At 59.7% G+C, this 19,389-nt stretch carries 20 protein-coding genes; 2 read left to right on the plus strand and 18 right to left on the minus strand.

What is annotated here, in order from left to right; all coding sequences use genetic code 11:
* Window positions 1-4: 4 nt before the first annotated feature.
* The 10 genes from carB to HY282_06725 form a co-directional block, all read right to left on the minus strand.
* Window positions 5-3,232, minus strand: coding sequence for a carbamoyl-phosphate synthase large subunit (carB, locus tag HY282_06680; GenBank protein MBI3803431.1), 3,228 nt, complete (start codon window positions 3,230-3,232; stop codon window positions 5-7).
* Window positions 3,233-3,376: 144 nt separating this feature from the next.
* Window positions 3,377-3,598 (minus strand): hypothetical protein, encoded by a 222-nt coding sequence (locus HY282_06685; GenBank protein MBI3803432.1) that lies wholly within the window; start codon window positions 3,596-3,598, stop codon window positions 3,377-3,379.
* 7 nt (window positions 3,599-3,605) lie between these two features.
* Window positions 3,606-4,589 (minus strand): signal peptide peptidase SppA, encoded by a 984-nt coding sequence (sppA, locus tag HY282_06690; GenBank protein MBI3803433.1) that lies wholly within the window; start codon window positions 4,587-4,589, stop codon window positions 3,606-3,608.
* 19 nt (window positions 4,590-4,608) lie between these two features.
* Window positions 4,609-5,715, minus strand: coding sequence for a glutamine-hydrolyzing carbamoyl-phosphate synthase small subunit (gene carA / locus HY282_06695; protein ID MBI3803434.1), 1,107 nt, complete (start codon window positions 5,713-5,715; stop codon window positions 4,609-4,611).
* Window positions 5,712-7,031 carry a dihydroorotase gene (locus HY282_06700; protein ID MBI3803435.1) on the minus strand — a complete coding sequence of 440 codons (1,320 nt, stop codon included), beginning with the start codon at window positions 7,029-7,031 and terminating at the stop codon, window positions 5,712-5,714. The genes carA and HY282_06700 overlap by 4 nt, the downstream gene beginning before the upstream one ends.
* Entirely contained in the window at window positions 7,028-7,951 is a 924-nt protein-coding gene (locus HY282_06705; protein MBI3803436.1) for an aspartate carbamoyltransferase catalytic subunit, read from the minus strand. The genes HY282_06700 and HY282_06705 overlap by 4 nt, the downstream gene beginning before the upstream one ends.
* Before the next feature lie 24 nt (window positions 7,952-7,975).
* Window positions 7,976-8,536 carry a bifunctional pyr operon transcriptional regulator/uracil phosphoribosyltransferase PyrR gene (gene pyrR / locus HY282_06710; GenBank protein MBI3803437.1) on the minus strand — a complete coding sequence of 187 codons (561 nt, stop codon included), beginning with the start codon at window positions 8,534-8,536 and terminating at the stop codon, window positions 7,976-7,978.
* A gap of 376 nt (window positions 8,537-8,912) precedes the next feature.
* Window positions 8,913-9,455 (minus strand): DUF1697 domain-containing protein, encoded by a 543-nt coding sequence (locus HY282_06715; protein ID MBI3803438.1) that lies wholly within the window; start codon window positions 9,453-9,455, stop codon window positions 8,913-8,915.
* A 9-nt stretch (window positions 9,456-9,464) separates the two neighbouring features.
* A complete protein-coding gene (locus HY282_06720) occupies window positions 9,465-10,181 on the minus strand; it encodes a GAF domain-containing protein (GenBank protein MBI3803439.1) in 717 nt (238 codons plus the stop codon).
* A gap of 99 nt (window positions 10,182-10,280) precedes the next feature.
* Window positions 10,281-10,883, minus strand: a complete 603-nt coding sequence (locus HY282_06725) for an NUDIX hydrolase (GenBank protein ID MBI3803440.1) — start codon at window positions 10,881-10,883, stop codon at window positions 10,281-10,283.
* Between the two features lie 163 nt (window positions 10,884-11,046).
* On the opposite strand from HY282_06725, the gene HY282_06730 reads away from it, so the two are divergent.
* A complete protein-coding gene (locus HY282_06730) occupies window positions 11,047-12,057 on the plus strand; it encodes a zinc-dependent alcohol dehydrogenase family protein (protein MBI3803441.1) in 1,011 nt (336 codons plus the stop codon).
* A 65-nt stretch (window positions 12,058-12,122) separates the two neighbouring features.
* Here the strand turns inward: HY282_06730 and HY282_06735 are convergent, their stop codons facing one another.
* The 7 genes from HY282_06735 to HY282_06765 form a co-directional block, all read right to left on the minus strand.
* A complete protein-coding gene (locus HY282_06735) occupies window positions 12,123-12,644 on the minus strand; it encodes a hypothetical protein (protein ID MBI3803442.1) in 522 nt (173 codons plus the stop codon).
* Window positions 12,645-12,696: 52 nt separating this feature from the next.
* Window positions 12,697-13,344 (minus strand): membrane integrity-associated transporter subunit PqiC, encoded by a 648-nt coding sequence (locus tag HY282_06740; protein MBI3803443.1) that lies wholly within the window; start codon window positions 13,342-13,344, stop codon window positions 12,697-12,699.
* 80 nt (window positions 13,345-13,424) lie between these two features.
* Entirely contained in the window at window positions 13,425-14,312 is an 888-nt protein-coding gene (locus HY282_06745; protein MBI3803444.1) for an MCE family protein, read from the minus strand.
* The gene (locus HY282_06750) at window positions 14,297-15,109 is read right to left on the minus strand and encodes an ATP-binding cassette domain-containing protein (protein ID MBI3803445.1); all 813 of its coding nucleotides are present in this window, start codon (window positions 15,107-15,109) and stop codon (window positions 14,297-14,299) included. Before HY282_06750 ends, HY282_06745 begins: the two co-directional genes overlap by 16 nt.
* Before the next feature lies 1 nt (window position 15,110).
* Window positions 15,111-16,247: an MlaE family lipid ABC transporter permease subunit gene (locus HY282_06755; protein ID MBI3803446.1), complete on the minus strand. Its 1,137-nt coding sequence runs from the start codon at window positions 16,245-16,247 to the stop codon at window positions 15,111-15,113.
* 123 nt (window positions 16,248-16,370) lie between these two features.
* Entirely contained in the window at window positions 16,371-16,715 is a 345-nt protein-coding gene (locus tag HY282_06760) for a DUF202 domain-containing protein (protein MBI3803447.1), read from the minus strand.
* Window positions 16,716-16,905: 190 nt separating this feature from the next.
* Window positions 16,906-17,346, minus strand: a complete 441-nt coding sequence (locus tag HY282_06765) for a hypothetical protein (protein ID MBI3803448.1) — start codon at window positions 17,344-17,346, stop codon at window positions 16,906-16,908.
* 359 nt (window positions 17,347-17,705) lie between these two features.
* Between HY282_06765 and HY282_06770 the strand changes: the two genes are divergently transcribed.
* On the plus strand, window positions 17,706-18,119 hold the full coding sequence (locus HY282_06770) for a hypothetical protein (protein ID MBI3803449.1): 414 nt from the start codon (window positions 17,706-17,708) through the stop codon (window positions 18,117-18,119).
* A 41-nt stretch (window positions 18,120-18,160) separates the two neighbouring features.
* Here the strand turns inward: HY282_06770 and HY282_06775 are convergent, their stop codons facing one another.
* Window positions 18,161-19,066 (minus strand): formylglycine-generating enzyme family protein, encoded by a 906-nt coding sequence (locus HY282_06775; protein MBI3803450.1) that lies wholly within the window; start codon window positions 19,064-19,066, stop codon window positions 18,161-18,163.
* Window positions 19,067-19,389: the final 323 nt, after the last annotated feature.

The raw sequence follows: 19,389 nt of genomic DNA on the forward strand, positions 1-19,389 counted from the left end.
ACTTTCACTTTTTTCCTCCCATTTCTGCATGATACTCCTGGAGCGTTTTCACCGCCATCCCCTCCTTCAAGAGTGATTCAATCCCGCGGACCGCCGCTCTCGCCCCCGCAATCGTCGTGAAGTAGGGAATGCCGTTCAACAACACCGTCTGACGGATCGAATACGAATCGGTCTGCGACAGTTTATCGCCGACAGTGTTGATCACCAGATGAATCTCTCGGTTCTTTAAAACATCGACCACATGGGGTCGTCCTTCGTTGACCTTATAGACCTTCTCGACCGTTAAACCCCGCTCGCTCAAATAGGCCGCCGTTCCCGCCGTGGCGATGAGGCTGAACCCCAACTCCGCCAGCCGCTGCGCCGACGCTAAAATCGCCGGCTTGTCTTTGTCCTTGACGCTGATGAAGACCTTTCCGGCGGTCGGAAGAAAGTTCTCCGCCCCCGCCTCCGCCTTGGCGAATGCCCGGCCGAAATCGTGGTCGATCCCCATCACCTCCCCGGTCGATTTCATTTCGGGTCCTAAGATCGAATCGGCGTTCAGCCGCTTGAAGGGGAAGACCGCTTCTTTCACGGCGATGTGGGTGATCGGCCGCGCCTGAAAGACCCCCTGCTCCCGGAGCGATTTCCCGAGGACCGCCTTCATCGCGATCTTCGCCAGCGGCAATCCGATCGTTTTGCTGACGAACGGGATCGTGCGGGAGCCGCGCGGATTGACCTCCAGAATATAGACCTCGCCGTCTTTGACCGCAAATTGGACGTTCATCAGCCCGATCACCCCGAGCTCCTCGGCGAGGAGGACCGTCTGCTCCCGAATCGTCTTTAAAATCGACTCGCTCAACGAGAACGGCGGAAGGGAGCAGGCCGAATCGCCCGAATGGACCCCCGCCTCTTCGATATGCTCCATGATCCCGCCGATGAAGACCTCTTGGCCGTCGCCGACCGCATCGACGTCGATCTCGACCGCATCTTCGAGATATTTGTCGATCAGCACCGGATGTTGCGGAGAGGCCTTGACCGCGTTCGTCATATACCGCTGCAGGCTCTCCTGATCATAAATCACCTCCATCGCCCGACCGCCGAGCACATAGGAAGGCCGGACCATCACCGGATAGCCGATCTCTCCGGCCGCGCGGAGCGCTTCGGGATAGGAGCGGGCCAATCCACTCTGCGGCTGCTTCAATCCGAGTTTTTCCAGCAGCGCCTTGAACCGCTCCCGGTCTTCGGCCCGGTCGATCGCGTCGGACGAGGTTCCCAAGATCCGGACCCCTTCCCGCTCCAGCGGCACCGCCAGCTTCAACGGCGTCTGGCCGCCGAACTGGACAACGACCCCTTCGGCTCCCTCGCGCCAGATGATATGGAGCACATCCTCCAACGTCAGCGGCTCGAAGTAGAGCCGATCGGAGGTATCGTAATCGGTGCTGACCGTCTCCGGGTTGCAGTTGACCATGATGCTCTCATAGCCGATCTCTTTCAGCGCCGCGACCGCATGAACGCAGCAGTAATCGAATTCGATTCCCTGCCCGATCCGGTTCGGGCCGCTTCCGAGGATGACCACCTTCTTTCGGTCGGTCGGCGCCGCCTCGCACTCCCGCTCATAGGTCGAGTAAAAATAGGGGGTGTACGCTTCGAACTCGGCCCCGCAGGTATCGACCCGCTTGTAGACCGGCATCACCCCTTCTTTCTGGCGGTAAGCGCGGATCTCCGCCTCCGAGAGGCCGACGAGTTGGCCGATCCGCTTATCGGAGTATCCGGTCTCCTTGGCCAGCCGGATCACCTCCCGATCGAGCGGCGAGCCATGGTTGAGCTTCTTCAGCTCCTCCTCGAAGGCAATCACCTGTCGAATCTGATCGAGAAACCAGGGATCGATCTTGGTAATCTGATGGATCTCATCGATCGGGAGACCGAGCCGGAGCGCGTCGGCGATCTGCCAGATCCGATTGAACGTCGGACGGGCGAGCATCTCTTTCAAGCGCCCCCCGTCGTCTTCCAACGCCCGGTGGTGCGGCTCGAATCCCTCCCGCTTGATCTCCAGCGATCGGAATGCTTTCAATAGCGCCTCTTTGAAATTCCGGCCGATCGCCATCACCTCGCCGACCGACTTCATCTGAAGGGTCAGGGTCGGATCGGCGTTCGGAAATTTCTCGAAGGCAAACCGGGGAATCTTCACCACGACATAGTCGAGGGTCGGCTCGAACGACGCCGGCGTCACCCGGGTGATGTCGTTTCGAATTTCATCCAACGTCAGGCCGACCGAGAGCTTGGCGGCGATCTTCGCGATCGGAAAGCCGGTCGCTTTCGAGGCGAGCGCCGAGCTGCGGGAGACGCGCGGGTTCATCTCGATCACCCGCATCTCGCCATTTTCCGGGTTGAGCGCGAATTGGATGTTCGATCCGCCGGTGTCGACGCCGACGCCCCGGATGATCCGGATCGACGCGTCCCGCATCCGCTGATACTCTTTGTCGGTCAGCGTCTGGGCCGGCGCGACGGTGATCGAGTCGCCGGTATGGACCCCCATCGGGTCGAAATTCTCGATCGAGCAGACGATGACGACATTGTCCCGCTTGTCGCGCATCACCTCGAGCTCGAACTCCTTCCATCCCAAAACGGATTGTTCAATCAACACCTCATGGATCGGGCTGCTCGAGAGACCGGCCTCGACCCGCGTCTCAAACTCCTCGCGGTTGTAGGCGATGCTCCCCCCCGCGCCGCCCATCGTGAACGAAGAGCGGATGATCGCCGGAAAGCCGGTCTCTTCCACGATCGCGAGCGCTTCTTCCCGGTTGCGGGCGCGGCCGCTCTTCGGATATTCCAGGCCGGCCGCTTCGATCACCCGCTTGAACGCCTCCCGGTCTTCGGCCCGCTTGATCGACTCGTACTTCGCCCCGATCAGCTCGACGCCGAACCGCTCCAGAATCCCCCGCTCGTAGAGGGCGACCGCCATGTTGAGCGCCGTCTGTCCCCCCATCGTCGGCAGGAGCGCATCGGGCCGCTCGCGCGCGATGATCTCCTTCAACACCTCGACGGTGATCGGCTCGACGTAGGTCCGGTCGGCGACGTCGGGATCGGTCATGATCGTCGCCGGGTTGCTGTTGACCAGGACGACCTGATACCCCTCCTCCCGCAGCGCCTTGCACGCCTGCGTCCCGGAGTAGTCAAATTCGCACGCCTGCCCGATGACGATCGGCCCGGAGCCGATCAAAAGAATCTTGTGAATGTCGGTTCGCTTCGGCATTGCTCCCTTTAGCTCTTTTTGTTTTTTGACTGTTTCAATTTCTCTTCCAAAAGACTCGTTCGTGATGTGCGATGGCAAACCCGCCGATGAGCACATACCGAACACTTATCTCATTCAACGATTTACAAAGTTGCTTCCAATCCTCTATCGTTGGGTTTCTACTGAAGCCTTCGCGATCATCCGGACCATCCATTGATCTGCTTCCTCATGCGTTCTGAAACGATAGACTCCTTTTGGACAGATGCGGTTCCCACTCAGCGCCGCCAGGGTCTTCAACAAGACGTTATAATCCTGCTCCGTTTGGGTCTCTCGCGGCTGTCGTTTTCCGACGATTTTGATTTTGTCCGGTTTTATTTTGTCCGCCATCCGTCGCTTAAGGCATCCAGAGATATAAAAACTTCGCCGAGTTTCCTTGTCCTTGGAGCAGCCGTTTGGGATCGACCCCCCAGGCGGAGAGAGGATTCGCCTCTCCCTGCATCGCCTGCGAGTAGATGTTATTGGTATGCTCGTTCGGCCGGCTGTAGAGGATCACCTTGGCCTGCTGAATCCCCGCCTCCGACTTCGCCAGGTCGATCGCCTGATCGAGATAGCCGATCTGGTCAACCAGGCCCGCCTCTTTGGCCTGGGTCGCGGTGTAGATCCGGCCGTCGGCGAGCGTTTTAATCCGGTCGGCCGCGAGCCCCTTCCGTCCCTGGCCGACCACTTCCAAGAACCGACTGTACATGTCGTTGATCATCGCCTGCAAGATCTCGCGGTCTTCCGGCGCGAGCGGCTTGGTCGGGATCCCCATATCTTTGTGCGCGCCCGACTTGATTGAATCGGCCTCGACGCCGACCTTCTCCATCAGCCCCTGAAGATTCACATGAAGCATGATTACGCCGATGCTTCCGGTGACCGCCGTCGGATGGGCGACCACCTGGTCGGCCGACATGGCGATGTAATATCCGCCGGAGGCGCCGATATCGACGATCGAGGCGACGACCTTCCGGCCGGTCCGCTCTTTGAACCGCTGGATCTCGTGATAGATGATGTCGGATGCAGTCACCGTTCCCCCCGGGCTGTTGATCCGGAGGACGACCGCCTTCACCGATTTGTCCGACTCCGCCTTCTTCAGCTCCTCTTTAATTCGGGAGACCATATCGGGCTTCTCCACCAGGCCGTCGACCTTTTCCTCGGAGATCATTCCGGTGATATCGAGGAGAAGGACTTTGTTCTCGCCGCTCCCCTCGACCACCTTCTCCTCCAGCGGCCCCGTCTGCGGAAGGAGAGAAATATTATAGATACAACCCGACATCATCACGCAGGCGAGCCAACCGGTCAACGCCGCCAACAGCCTCACAGAGAATTTCGCCCTCATCGCCCCTCCTGGATGTGGATCAACCGCTTTGAACTTCGAATGAATCGATAAACCGCTTAAAGAGAAAATGGGCATCGCGCGGTCCCGGCGATGCTTCCGGATGGTATTGAACCGAAAAGACCGGGAGGGTCCGATGGCGCATCCCCTCGACCGTGTTGTCGTTCAGGTTGACATGGGTCAGCTCGACCTCTTTTTCGATCGATTGAATATCGACCGCAAAGCCGTGGTTCTCGGCGGTGATCTGGACTTGACGGGTCACCAGGTCCATGATCGGCTGATTGCCGCCGTGATGGCCGAACTTGAGCTTCCTGCATTTCCCCCCGAGCGCCAGCCCGAGAATCTGATGGCCGAGACAGATTCCGAAGAGCGGCTTTTTCCCGATCAGCTTCTCCGTGTTCCGGATCGCGTAGGAGACCGCTTCGGGATCTCCCGGCCCGTTGGAGAGGAGGACGCCGTCGGGATTCATCGACAGTACTTTTTCGGCCGACGTCTCGGCCGGAATGACCGTCACCCGGCATCCCGCCTGCGTCAGCCGCCGGAGAATATTCTGTTTGATCCCGAAGTCATACGCGACGACATGGTAACGCGCCGGGACAACCGGTTCTTGCCAGGCCCCTTCTTTCCAGGGATAGGCCTCCGCACAGGTGACCTGCCGGACCAGGTCTTGGCCTACCAGGGGCGGCTGCGCTTTTAATTTCTTCAAAAGCTGCGCCGTGTCAAACGCTTCCGTTGAAAGAATCCCTTGCATCGCCCCCCGATCGCGGAGCTTCCGGGTGAGGGCGCGGGTGTCGAGTCCTTGAATGGCGACGATCCCGCTTCGTTGCAAAAGCCGGTCGAGCGGTTCCGTCGCCCGCCAGTTGCTTGGAAAGCCGGAGTACTCTTTGACGATGAACCCTTCCAGCCACGGCCGCGGCGATTCGACATCGTCGGGGTTGACTCCGACGTTGCCGATCAGCGGATAGGTCATCGTGACGATCTGCCCTTTGTAGGAAGGGTCGGTAAGGATCTCCTGATAACCGCTCATGCTGGTGTTGAAGACCACCTCGCCGACCGCCTCTCCGTCGGCGCCGAACGACCGGCCGACGAAAGCCGTTCCATCTTCCAGGAGGAGAATCGCCCGGCTCATGAAGTTTTCCCCGGCTCTTTGCCCGCGCCGGCCGCTTCCGCAGAGGGGGTCCACTTTCCGGCCACGACGATTCCGGCGATCCGGCCCTTCAGCTTCCAGCCGAGGAAGGGAGAGTTCTTGCTCTTCGATTTAAAGGAGCCGACATCGACGCTCCACTCCGCGGCGGGATCGATCACCGTCACGTCGGCGGTATCGCCGACGCCGAGCCGCCCGATTTTCTTCCCGATGATCCGCGCCGGACTCTCGGTCAGCTTTCGAATTAAGTCTTGTAATGACAGGACGCCTTCTTCCACCAACATCAGCGAGAGGGCGAACGCCGTCTCGAGCCCGATGATCCCGAACGGCGCATGGTCGATCTCGCACTCCTTCTCCTGCGCCGCGTGCGGGGCATGGTCGGTGGCAATCGCGTCGATCGTCCCGTCGGCCAATCCGGCCCGGACCTCTTCGAGATCGCGCCGCGTGGCGAGCGGCGGCTTCATCTTCGCGTTCGCGTCGAAGCCGCGGACCCGGTCGTCGGTCAGAGTAAAATAGTGCGGGCAGGTCTCCGCCGTCACCGCGATCCCACGCCGCTTCGCCTCCCGGATAAGATGGACCGAGCCGCCGCAGCTGATGTGGGCGAGGTGGACCCGTGCCCCGGTCAGCTCCGCCAGGGCGATATCCCGCGCGACCATCACCGTCTCCGATGCCGCCGGAATTCCCTTGAGCCCGAGCGCCGTCGAGACCTCCCCTTCGAACATCACCCCGCCGGCCGAGAGGTTCAGGTCTTCGCAATGATCGATCACCGGGATATCGAAGATCTTCGCATACTCCATCGCCCGGCGCATTAATTCACTGTTCATCACCGGGCGGCCGTCGTCGGAGATGGCGACACAGCCGGCGGAGACCAGCTCCCCGATCTCGGCGAGCTCCTCCCCTTTTGACCCCTTCGTGATCGCGCCGACCGGAAGGACATGAACTTTTCCCTCCGCCTTCGCCCGCTCTAAAATAAACTCGGTGACCGACTGGTTGTCGTTGACCGGATTGGTATTCGGCATGCAGCAGATTGAAGTAAACCCGCCCGCCGCCGCGGCCGCCGTCCCGCTCGCCACCGTCTCTTTGTATTCGAACCCCGGCTCGCGCAGATGACTGTGGAGATCGATCAGTCCCGGCACCACGAGCTTGCCCGCGGCATCGATCCGCGTGACCGCCCCTTTGATTGCGAGCTTCGGGCCGATCTCCCGGACCACCCCCTCTTCGATCAAGAGATCGCCGACTGCGTCGCGGCCGTGCGCCGGATCGAGGATCCGCCCCCCCTGAATCAAAATCCGCTCGGTCATTGTTTCTCCCCGGAGAGTAAAAAGAGCAATGCCATCCGGACGGCCAGTCCATTCGTCACCTGGTCTAAGATTACGGAGGAGAGGCCGTCGGCCACCTCCGAGGTCACCTCCACCCCCCGATTGATCGGGCCGGGATGCATTACCAAGACGCCGCCGTTGGCGAGCGCCAATTTTTTGCTGTCCAACCCATACAGCCGCGCATACTCGCGCAGCGTCGGGAAATATCCTTTTCCCTGTCGTTCCAATTGCAGCCTCAGGAGGATGATCACGTCGGCCCCGGCGATCGCTTCTTCCAGACGGTAGTGGACCTTCACCCCCCACTGTTCTATTCCGCGCGGGATCATCGTCGGCGGACCGGCGAGATGGACCTCCGCGCCGAGCTTCTTCAGTCCATGAATGTCGGAGTGGGCGACCCGGCTGTGGAGGATGTCGCCGACGATCACGACCTTCAGCCCCGCAATCGTCCCCTTCTTCTCTTTGATCGTAAAAAGATCGAGCAGCCCCTGGCTCGGGTGCTCGTGCGCGCCGTCGCCGGCGTTGATCACGGCGCTTCGCAACGCCCGGGCGAGAATATACGGCGCGCCCGACGACGCATGGCGGAGAATCAGGATGTCCGACTGCATCGCTTCGATGTTGCGCGCCGTGTCGAGGAGCGTCTCCCCCTTCACCACGCTGCTCGAAGAGGTCGAGATGTTGATCACGTCGGCGGAGAGCCGCTTGGCCGCCAGCTCGAACGAGGTTCGCGTCCGGGTGCTCGGCTCGAAAAAAAGGTTGACCACTGTCTTTCCCCGGAGGGTCGGCACCTTTTTGATTTCGCGGGTGGAGACCTCTTTAAAAGACTCTGCCGTTTGGAGAATCAGATCGATCTCCTCCCGCTCCAATTCGGCCACCGCCAAAATGTCTTTTCGCTTCAGTCCCATCGTCGCCTCAGGCGTGTGATCCGGTTACGTCTCCGCCCCTTGAACGCCGACATCCGACAGCCGTCTCAAGAGGATCCGATCCTCCTCTCCGGCTTCTTCAAGGAGCACTTCAACTTTTTCGTCGAAGCCGGTCGGCAGGTTCTTCCCGACGTAGTCGGCCCGGATCGGCAGCTCGCGGTGTCCCCGGTCGATCAGCACCGCCAGCTGAATCTGCCGCGGCCGGCCGAGGTCCATCAACCCATCCATCGCCGCGCGAATCGTCCGGCCGGTGAAGAGAACGTCATCGACCAGGATAATCCGGCGGCCGTTGAGGTCGAACGGAATGTGGGTCTTCCTGAGGACGGGAGATTCTTTGCGGGTCGCAAGGTCGTCGCGGTAGAGGGTGATGTCGAGCTCGCCGATCGGCACCGTCTCCCCTTCGATCTCTTGAATCTTTTTGGCCAGCCGCTGGGCGAGAAAGACGCCGCCGGTCCGAATGCCGACGAGGACGATCTCCTTCGACCCTTTGTTTCTCTCGACGATCTCGTGCGCGATCCGGGTCAGCGCCCGAAAGATCTCGACCGAGTTGAGAATCACCCGTTCCATTGCCGGCCTCCAGGTACAAAAAAACCTTCTTCCGGCCGCGCTGACCGAAAGAAGGCTCTTATGAAGTCGCTATAAGTCGTCATCCGAATCCTTACCAGCCTCACCGGACCGGTTTAAAGGGAATTGAGGTTATTCTAGTGCGATGGGAGAGGAATGTCAAGAGGTTATTGTTATGTTTCAGGTAGGCTCCTCTAAATCGTAATAGCGATGGAGTTCGAATGGTGTAATCGAAGACTGAAGAGAATCGTCGCTTCAAGTAAGTAGACGAGAGCTCGACCATTGAGGGCTATCAATGATGAATCGCCGATTTTCGCCTTTCCGCATGCTCTTCTTCAGGAGTAACGACCATCACTGGCATACGATTTGAAAAAGGAGCTCATCGTTCCTCACAAAGATCTCGCAACGCCAACACCGTCCGCCAATTCCGCGTCGTCGCAGGCACTCCCAACTTTCTTTCGAAAAAAGCATTATTCAGCTTCGTTCTCCCATAGCCATGCGGACAGTAAAGGAACACCACCTGATCGATCAACACCGCCCGCTCCCCTTCCTGCGCTGGGAGGACGAGCTTTTCAAAATCAGTCTTCAAGATAGGCTGAAAGAGGAAGGTTGCGTGGAACAGTGTTTCTTTTCGACCTAACTTCGGGAGCGGATTGGAAGCGGCGATGCGGTTCAGCTCCCCCGCCGACAGGACGAGGACATCCACCTGATGTCCGAACGCCTCGGCGATGTCGGCTTGGATGGCGGAGGCGAGCTTCTTTACATTGCTTCGACGGCTGCGGAAGACGACGTTTCCGCTTTGCAGATAATTCCGAGCGTCTTCGAATCCCAACGCCTTAAAGCGCTTCAGCAGATCGGCCATCCGGATTTGCTTTTGTCCGGAGACGTTGATCCCGCGCAGGAGTGCGATGAAAGAGGTCATCGGATCGGTTTATTCGCCGGGGTCGTCGGGACGGACGGTGGTGCGGCATTCGGGGCAGATGCTGTGGGAGAGTTTGGCGTCTGAATGCTTCAAGAGGTAATCCTCCAGCTGCTCCCAATAGCCGTCCTCCTGGCGGATCTTCTTGCACCAGGCGCAGATCGACAGGAGCCCCTGCAGCGTCTTGATGGTCGCGAGGCTCTCCTCGAGCCGGCTGATCGCCCGCCTTTGTTCCAGTTGAACGATGATCTGCCGGGCGAGCACCTCCAGCGCCAGGCGCTGATCGACGTCTAAAGAACGGGGGACATGGTCGATGACGCAGAGCGTCCCGACCGCAACGCCGTTCGGCGAGATGAGCGGGGCGGCGGCATAAAACCGAATGTGCGGCGGTTGAAGGACGAGGGGATGGGTCGCGAAGCGCTCGTCGTTGTGAGCGTCGGGGACCATGAAGACGCCGCGTTGCTTGATCGCCTGCCCGCAGAAGGCGTGCGGAAAGGGGGCCTCCTGAACGTCGAGGCCGACATGCGATTTAAAAAAGAGGCGCTCGGCATCGACCAAGCTCATCAGCGCGATCGGAGCGCCGCAGATGCGGGAGGCAAGATGGGTGATCTCATCAAAACGGGCCTCGGGTCCCGTATCGAGCACCCGGTATTCCTGCAACACCCGAAGCCGCGTCTCCTCCGCTGACAAAGAGGAATCGATCCGATGGGGTTCCTCTGCCGGTCGCATTTTTTCCTGATCTCCGTATGTATGATAAAGGGGTGGTGTAAGAAGGCACTGATATATCACACGCCGACATTAAAAACAATATCGCAAGTAGAATCCCGCCTATCCGATAAAGAGGGTAAACGGCGGCCGCCCCGCCAACCCGGGGACGGTGGTAGAGAGCAATAGATGAAAAGGCATCGTGAGGGCGGCGACGGCGACGGTCCGTGAGAGCGGCGCGAGACGCGGAATCTCCGCCAACTGGGCCAGGGTGTAAAAACCGCATTGGGCAATCTCTTCGGTCGGCGCCGAGACCAGCGCCCCGCCGACCGCTTCGAGCAGAAAGACCGCATAAGCGGTGTTCATCTCCGGATCGGCCCGGTTGCGAAACCCGACCATCCCGATCACGCGGCAATGGAGGCCGGTCTCCTCCTCAACCTCCCGCACAACGGCGACCTCCACCGTCTCATCGAGATCGACAAACCCCCCCGGGATCGTCCAACCTCCCCGGTTCGGCTCTTGATTGCGCTCGATCAGAAGGACGCGCCGCTCCCCCGTTTTTCGATCGATGTCGATCACCAGCCCCCCTACCCCGAGCGTGAAATGCCCATAGTCGACGAACCCGCAACCCCCGACCTCTTTGGAACAGACGTAGCGCAGCAGCCGCTCGATTTTATGTTGGGCCAACGGCTTCCCACACTCCGGACAAAAATTCATCTGCATCATGACACCTCACTTTTCCAACCGGTCTTTGACTTTAATTGAATCACCCGAATGAGTCAACCGCTCCTCCGGAGCGGGTCTATCAAAACCGTCCCCCCGAATTCCCCCCTCGCTTTTCAATTCCCCTTGCACTAAAATAAAATCATCTCATCCCGGAGCCGTTCTGATGCGAGCCATGGTCGTCGAAAAACGAGCCCCCCTCGAAGAAAGACCGCTGCAGCTCGTCCAACTCCCCACCCCGGAGCCGGGTCCCGGAGAGGTCCTGATCCGGGTCGAGGTCTGCGCGATCTGCCGGACCGATCTGCATGTGGTCGAGGGGGAGCTGCCGCCCCACAAAAACAGAGTCGTCCCGGGCCATCAGGTGGTCGGTGAAATCGTCCGGCCCGGCGCCGAGGCAACCCGGTTTCAGGTCGGAGAGCGGGTCGGCGTCGCCTGGCTCTGGGCCGCATGCGGCGGCTGTCTCTACTGTTTGCGGGGCGATGAGAACCTCTGCGAGCTGCCGCAGTTTACCGGCTACGACGTCGACGGCGGTTACGCGGAATATATCGTCGCGCCGGAAGCGTTCATCTATCGGCTGCCGATCCGGCTTCCCGCCCATCAGGCCGCGCCGCTCCTCTGCGCCGGGATCATCGGCTACCGGGCGCTTCACAGAAGCAACATCCGGCAGGGAGGGCGTCTCGGACTCTACGGCTTCGGCGCCTCGGCCCATGTTGTCATTCAGATCGCCCGATATTGGGGGTGTGAGGTCTATGTCGCAACCCGGGGGGAGAAACATCGCCGACTGGCGCAGGAGCTCGGCGCCGCCTGGGTCGGCGAAGCGGCCGACGCCCCGCCGATCAAGCTCGATGCCGCGATTATCTTCGCGCCGGCCGGAGAGCTTGTTCCGGCCGCGCTGCGCGCCGTCGATAAGGGCGGGACCGTCGCGGTCGCCGGAATTTATCTAACCGATATCCCGAGATTAAATTATCAGAAAGAGCTCTTCTACGAGAAAACCCTCCGGAGCGTCACCGCCAACACCCGCCGCGACGGAGAGGAGCTCCTCAAACTGGCGTCGGAGATTCCGATCCGAACCCACACGGAGCTCTTCGACCTGGAAGAGGCGAACGAAGCGCTCTCCCGCCTTAAACACGACGGCATTCAAGGGGCCGGCGTCCTCCGGATCAAACGCAACGGATAAAGAACCGATCCAAAACGACTCGAAGAACAGACCCGGCGCCGTCCGGATGAGAAGGCAAAGACCCTTTATTTTAGGGGGGGGCGAGGGCCGCTGGGCGGCTGGGGGGTTCTCTTCGCCACCTCTTTTAGAATGTCCTCCCTCAATCTTTGGAGTGCTTCTTTGACCGCATCATTCTTGAGGATGCCGGCGGGAATGGCGTCGAATCGATCATTGATCGCCCCCACCAGGGACTCGTTCGCCGGTATTGCGCGGCGGTCGAGCGACGTCTGAAGGTGGAGCATCGCGTCGGTGTTTGCAGCGAGATTTTTGTTCATCGATTCAAGCAACGTCTTAATCTCCGCGAGGGTGTCGGCCGACCGCAAGGCGGAGAGCGCCGCCAATCCGCCGGAGCTGATGGAAGATCCGTCGCACCGTCTGGCATCGGCGTTCCAGTTCTCGAAACAGATGAGGTCTCCATAGGTGCTCGGCAAGATGACCTTGCCGTCATACGCCTCGAGGTTCTGAGCCTCCAGGGAAGAGACCTCGATCATTGACACGAACAAGAATGACATCAACACAGACAGGATCAAGCCCAGTGGACGGTTCATCAATCGCTCCCTCCGCTCTTTTCGTTTTGATGACCCGGCCTGAGAGCGAACCTCAGCAGGGATCCGACGGGCGCGCCTCTTTGCAGCGGGCGATCCAGTCTGAAAGTTCGCCGAGCAGCCTGGCGACGGCGCGGTTGGCGGCGAGGACCCCTCCGTAAGCATCTTCGCTGGGGGCCGGTTCGAAAACTTCGAAGACCTTCGTGCCGACGGGACGAAGCTGCTGCAGGTCGACCAGCTGCGCGCGGAGCGTCAGTCGGACGCGGCTCGGCGCTTCAAAAAACTCTTGGCTGAGGGCGAGATCATCGGAATCGACCCGGTAATCTCCTCGGACCGCGGTCGGCGTCGGCACCACCGCCTGCCAGGTGTCGGTCCGCTCCAACGCTTGAACCAGCAACGGCGCCAACATGCGGGCGGGGGTATCGGCCCATTCGCTGGCGGCGTAATAACCGACCTCATTCGGCCGCCGAAGATAGGCGATCCGCTCCGTGTCGAAACCCGACTGCGCCTGCGGAAGGGCAACCAGCAACACCGCCATCGCTCCCCTCCCCTGCGCCCCCCGTCCGATCGTCTCGGGCGGCGCGGTCGCGGTCCAATCGGGGTTCAGAAGATAGGTGTGGACCACCTTCTCTTTTACGGGGCCGGGAAAAGAACAGGCAGCGACGACCGTCAGAAATAGTGATAGGAAAACGCGTCGACCCACCGGTCGGATCAAGCCGAAATCATCTATCTCGCCAATTTTGTCAATCTTGCCGATTGTGTCGGGCATAGAAAAGGTCCAACTCACTCTCCCGGTCCGCGCGGAAGCGGCCCCTTGCCGAAGATCAGGGCGTTCGGCTCCCGCTCCAGCTTCGACGCGAGCCGCTTCGTGGTGGCGGTCAGCTGCCTCAGCTCCGACACGAGCAGACCTGATTCAGTCAATGTCTGTCCGGTAAAGACGTCGAGGCTGGCCCGATTGTGATCGATCAGCCGCTCCACCATCGCGCTCGTCTGCACGGCGCGGTTCGACATCTCTTGCAGCGCCTGGGAGCTCTCCTGAAGGCGAGTGAGAAGGATCGGCAGCTGCTCGCCGACCCTTTCGGTCATCCGATCGACGGTTTGGGTGATTTTCGCCGTTTCGGTCAAGAGCTGCCGGACCGCCGCGCGATTCTCGTCGTTGACCAGGGTTTGGGTATTGACGGTCAGGTCGTCTAAATGATGAATCAGCCGCGGCAGCGACGGATCGGTGAGCGCGCGGGAGAGCAGGGCGTACAAAGAGGGGGTGTTTTGAATGACCGGATAACGCTCTCCTGGTCTTGCGGTGAGGGGAGGCGACTCCCGGCTGCCGTTGGTTAGATTGATCAAGGCGACCCCGGTCAGCCCCTGGAACTCCAATACTGCTTCGGTATCGATCTTCACCGGCGTCTCGGGCGCGACCGAAAGGGTCAGCCGGACCTGCTCGGGACGGTTCGGATCGACCACCATCTCCCTGAGGTATCCGACATCGACCCCGTGATATTTGACCGACGCGTCGACGCTCAACCCGGTGACCGACTCCTGCACATAGACATAATAATGCCGATATTCCTTCCGGTACTCCCGTTTGCCGAGCCAGAGGAGTACGCCGACCAGCGCCGCGCCGAAGAGGAGGACGAAGAGGCCGACCCGCGTATAATTCACTTTTTGTTCCATCGCTGCTCCTTTGCCATCGGTTCCGCCGGTCCGGTGAGCCCGCGCGGCCCTTGAAAAAACGCCCGGACCTGTAGATCATTCGACCGGGAAAGCTCCGTCATCGTTCCGATCGCGAGGATTTTCCCCTCGCTGAGCATCGCGACACGGTCCGCCAGCCGCCAGAGGGTGTCGAGGTCGTGTGTGACCATCACCACCGTCAGACCGAGCCATCCTTTCAGGCGGTCGATCAGATCAGCGAATCCCCGGGCGCTGATCGGGTCCAACCCGGCCGTCGGCTCGTCGAGAAAGAGCAGCTCGGGATCGAGCGCAATCGCGCGGGCCAGCGCGGCCCGCCCTCGCATCCCGCCGCTGAGCTCGTCCGGATATTTGCCGGCTCCCCCCGGCGGAAGGCCGGCCAGTCCGATTTTGACCGCGGCGATCTCCTCGATTAACCGGTCGCTGAGATCGGTATGCTCCTTCAGCGGGACGGCGGCATTTTCGGCCACCGTCAGGGCGCTGAAGAGCGCTCCGTCTTGGAATAAAACCCCCCACCGACGGCGGAGTTGTAGCGCCCGGTCGGGATCGATGGCGCTCAGATCCTGTCCCAACACCCGGATCGATCCGCCGTCGGGCTCTCGCAGAAGGGTCATCTCCCGCAGCAGGACCGACTTCCCGCTCCCGCTCCGGCCGACGATGGCGAAGAGCTCACCCCGGTAGACCGTGAAGCTGATGTCGCGATGGACCACCGTACTGCCGAAGGTGGTCGAGACCTGCCTGACTTCCACCACCGGATCTGCCTTTTGCGGCGGGGCGGCCACGTTACAGGTTCCACCAGCTGACGACAATCGAGTAGAAAGCGTCAAAGGCAATCACGAGGAAAATCGACTGGACGACGCTGGTGGTGGTGTTTCGGCCGACGCTCTCGACGCTCCCCCGGACACGGAAGCCTTGATAACAGCCGGTCAGAGAGATGAGCAAGGCGAAAACCGGCGCCTTGCTGAGGCCGATCAGGTAATGCTTCAACGCAATCGCCTCCCGGAAGCGGGAGATGAATTCGGCAAACCGGACCCCGAGTTGATCGAAGGCGACCAACATCCCGGCGAAGATGCCGACTCCGTCGGCAAACACGGTCAGGAGCGGAAGGGCGATCACCATGGCGGCGATTCGAGGGAGCACCAACAGCTCCATCGGCGGGATGCCGATCGTCCGCATCGCATCGAGCTCTTCGGTGACCTTCATCGTGCCGATCTCGGCGGTATAAGCCGCCCCCGAGCGGCCCGCCACCACGATCGCCGTCACCAATGGCGCGATCTCGCGCAGCAGAGAGATCCCGACCAGGTCGACGATGAAAATCTGGGCGCCGAAGAGGCGAAGCTGCGTCGCCCCCTGATAGGCGATTACCCCTCCCATCAAAAAAAGAAGGAGCCCGACGATTGGAAGCGCATTGTACCCATCGAGTTCAAGCCGCTTCAGCAACGTTCGCCAGCGGAAATGCTTCGGGTGGGTCAGGGCGAAGAGGAAGGTCATCAGGCTCTCCCCCAGGAATGAGATTGCGTCGCGCAGTTCGCCCAGCCCTCGCCAGGCTAGTCTGCCGACCCGCTCCAACGGTCCCGGCTGAGGGAGAAAGGGGGCAATCGGAACCGTCGCGAAGCTGGCGGCCACCACCTGCATCAACTCGGCGTGTTCCGGTGAGAGATGCCGCAGAACGATCTGTTTCCCCCCCTGCCTGAGCGCGTCCAGGGTCCGGTGCAGCAGCCAGGCGCCGCCGGTGTCGAGCGTTTCTACCGCCCCAAACTCCCAGACCACCGCATCTCGATTCGGCCAGGGAAACGCCTCAATCCGCCGCTCCAGATCGGCCAGATGGGGAAGGGTCCAGCGGCCGTAAACATGGATCACCTGATCGACGCCGAGAGAGAGACCCGCCTGCTCCGCCGTCGACGCTCCTTTATCGTTCATCTGCCGCCACTGAAAGGGCTACCACCTTCAACGTTCTCTCTATCAACTTAGGGGAAAGGAGAGGGCGACGTCTGTCGTAACCGTTACAGACCCTTTCATCCGATGCCGTCGGAGAGAGCCGCGCTAAAACCAATCGAACGAACGGAGTGCCCGTGTCAAAATAATCATAAATGCGATGAGGCCGATCAGGCATAAAAGCATCGCGACACCCATGCTGGGAGACCATCCCGGCATTTTTTCATACCCGGAGATGTCATGGAACAGGCCGCTGTGCAGATGCCGTAGGATCAATTTATATTGCCATAGTGCAATCGCCAAGGAGAGGGTCCCCATGCCGATCAGAAGGAGGCCGATGACGTAGGGGAAGTTCGAACTCCTTGTCGGATTCACCCCGTCGGTTTGAGAGAAACGGTCTAAGACCTGCACGATCGCGAATCCGAATCCGATCAAAGAGACCGACGTTCGCATCCATGCCTCCAACGTCCGGTCCGCGCTCATACGGGTGCGAAGCCACGAAAGATGGATAATGAGATCTTGAGGCGCCAAGGACCTTTTATGGATACCCTCCCCGTCCTCCATGCCTGCTTCGATAGAAAGATCCGATTGTCGAAGGACGAGACGGCCGGCGGTTGATCCGGTCTCCCGACCTCCTGTTTTGTTATCCTTGATATTTGACCGCCACGCCGATGAGCTTCCGGCCGGAGGTGGTGCGGACTGTCCCACTTCCCCACCAGAGGCCGGAGACATAGACGCCGAGCGGCTGGACACCATCGTAAACGATCACCACCGCGTCGGCGCCGAGCTTGCCTCCTTCTTGACGGAGCTTCTTCTCCAGCTTGTAGACCGGCGGCCCCGGCTTGATCGTCGCATCGACCACAATTTCACCGAGACGTTGATTCGGCCGGCTTGGCTCTTCACGCAGGATTTCAACCGCCACCGGATTGCTTTCCGGAAAATGCGGCGCGCCGGCATAGGGGATGGTGGCGGTCTCGAAGCTTGCGCACGACATGAGTAGAAAGGCGAGCATCATCGGCAACAAGAGATCCAGACTTTGCCTTATCGTTGAGCGCCATCCGGCTTTCGATTCATCCCGGTACATCCCCGGTTGAATCACGGCCCTTTTTTCATAAACAGATCGGTTTCGCATTATTCCTCCGTATGCCGGCGTATACCGGCTTGGTACCGGCTTGTACCGGTCGGCAGCGCCGAGGGCCTTGCCTCTCGGCAGAGAGACAGATGTAAACCGCTGTGGCCGGAAGGATTTATGATTTATTGTATTGAAGAACGGGAATCGAAACCGGAAGGTCCATTACAATTAAACCGGGCGGAAATTGGGTAATCTTTATGGAGGGCTCGTCCCTTCGTGGAGGAATAGCTCTTTTAGGTAATTGAAGCGTACTGGTTATAAGAATTAAAATAAAAACCATGGATTAGCTTTAGTTCAATGGAGGGTCAAATATGAAAAATGCAGTGGTGTTTTTAACCGTTCTTCTCACATTCGCTGGTTGTGCCTCGACCCACAACATGTTCGGCGGAGGATCCAAACCGCAGGTGGCATCGCCGAAAGAGATGCCGGAAACGGCCAAAGATGAATTCAATAAGGGAATGACTGCTTATGAAAACGAGCAGTATGTGAGTGCGGAGCAGCATTTTGAGAATGTCGTTCGAATCGACAATACCATTCCCGAGGCGCATCTCAACCTGGCGCTCTCTCTTTATCAACAGTCGAAAACCGACCAGGCCAATAAACATTTCGACGAGGCAAAGCGACTTTACTCGGATGAGATCGGAAGAGGGAGCCGCGCCCGAGGGGTACGGCCGATGCCCTCCGATTCCGGGACAAGCCCATCAGACCCTTCCAGTTCCAGATAACGCTTTACGGGATGTGCGGAGAAGACGGGGGGAGAAAAGGGTTACTCTTTGAGGTCTCGCGCGCAGCGGAATCCGACGCTGCTCTCCCCCCGTTCGGGGTGGGCGCCGCCGAAGCGCTTGGAGGCGCGGAGGTCGTGCGCCGTGCTGTTGAATGATCCGCCACGGTAGACCAGGACCTTATTCATGTCAGGCTGTTCCGGCCCTTTTGGATTCTTGAAGGGAGAGGTTTTATAGTAGAACTGGTCATACCAGTCGGAGACCCACTCCGAGACATTTCCGGCCATGTCATAGAGGCCGTAAGGGCTCCGTCCCTGCTCGAAGCTGCCGACCGGCGCGCTGTATTTGAAACCGTCTTCCTCACCCCGGCCGTTGGCCAGCTTCGTATTGAACGGGTCTCCCCAGGGATAGGTCTGGCCGTTTTCGCCCCGCGCCGCTTTCTCCCACTCCGCTTCGGTCGGGAGGCGCTTGCCGGCCCATTTACAATAGGCAAAGGCGTCGATCCAGGTGACGCCGACGACCGGCTGCTTGTCCCCCTTTAATAGGTTGACATCGTCTTCAAAAACGGGAATGGTTGGCAGCGGTCGCTTCAGCATCTTCGCGAAGCGCTGATAGTCGGTGTTCGTCACTTCGTATTTATCCATATAATACGCGTCGAGATAGATCACCCGCTGGGGCTGTTCGTCAAAATCCCCTTCGGGTCCTCCGCCCATGGTAAACGAGCCGGCGGGGATCAAGACCATCTCCCGATCGTCTCCCCCTTTGATGGTCTGAAACTGACTGTAGTCGACCGTCTTCATGGTGGGAAGCGCCTCTTTTTCGGTCTTGATCTTTCCCGCCCGCTCCGCCAGCTTCTTTGATTTTCCCGACTCAACCACCAAGGCAGCCATCATTAAGATCGTCAGCATTACCATGGTCACGGCGATTCCGATAATGACCCCTCGGTTCATTCGAACTCCTTAGAATGATTGTAAATGGTCGTTCAAAATCGTTTCAATATAGCGAATTCACCCTTCCATTGCAAGTCCAATCCAGGCTGGATCGTCTCCGAATTAGGATCCGAGGCGCAGGAATTGGACAGGAATTGGAATGGAGCGCTGCGCTTGACCTGCCTGCCTGAAAGTTGTGGGGTGAAACCCGACAAGACACACCCAACCACGGCTTCCCTTCTTACAAATATGGCGATCGACCAGGTGAAATCCACCGCGCATCATCTGAACCATTCCGATTCTGCCCATCACCAACAGATCCCTCCGGGATAGAAAATGTTCCT

It is taken from the genome of Candidatus Manganitrophaceae bacterium (assembly GCA_016200325.1).
Classification (GTDB): Bacteria; Nitrospirota; Nitrospiria; order SBBL01; family Manganitrophaceae; genus Manganitrophus.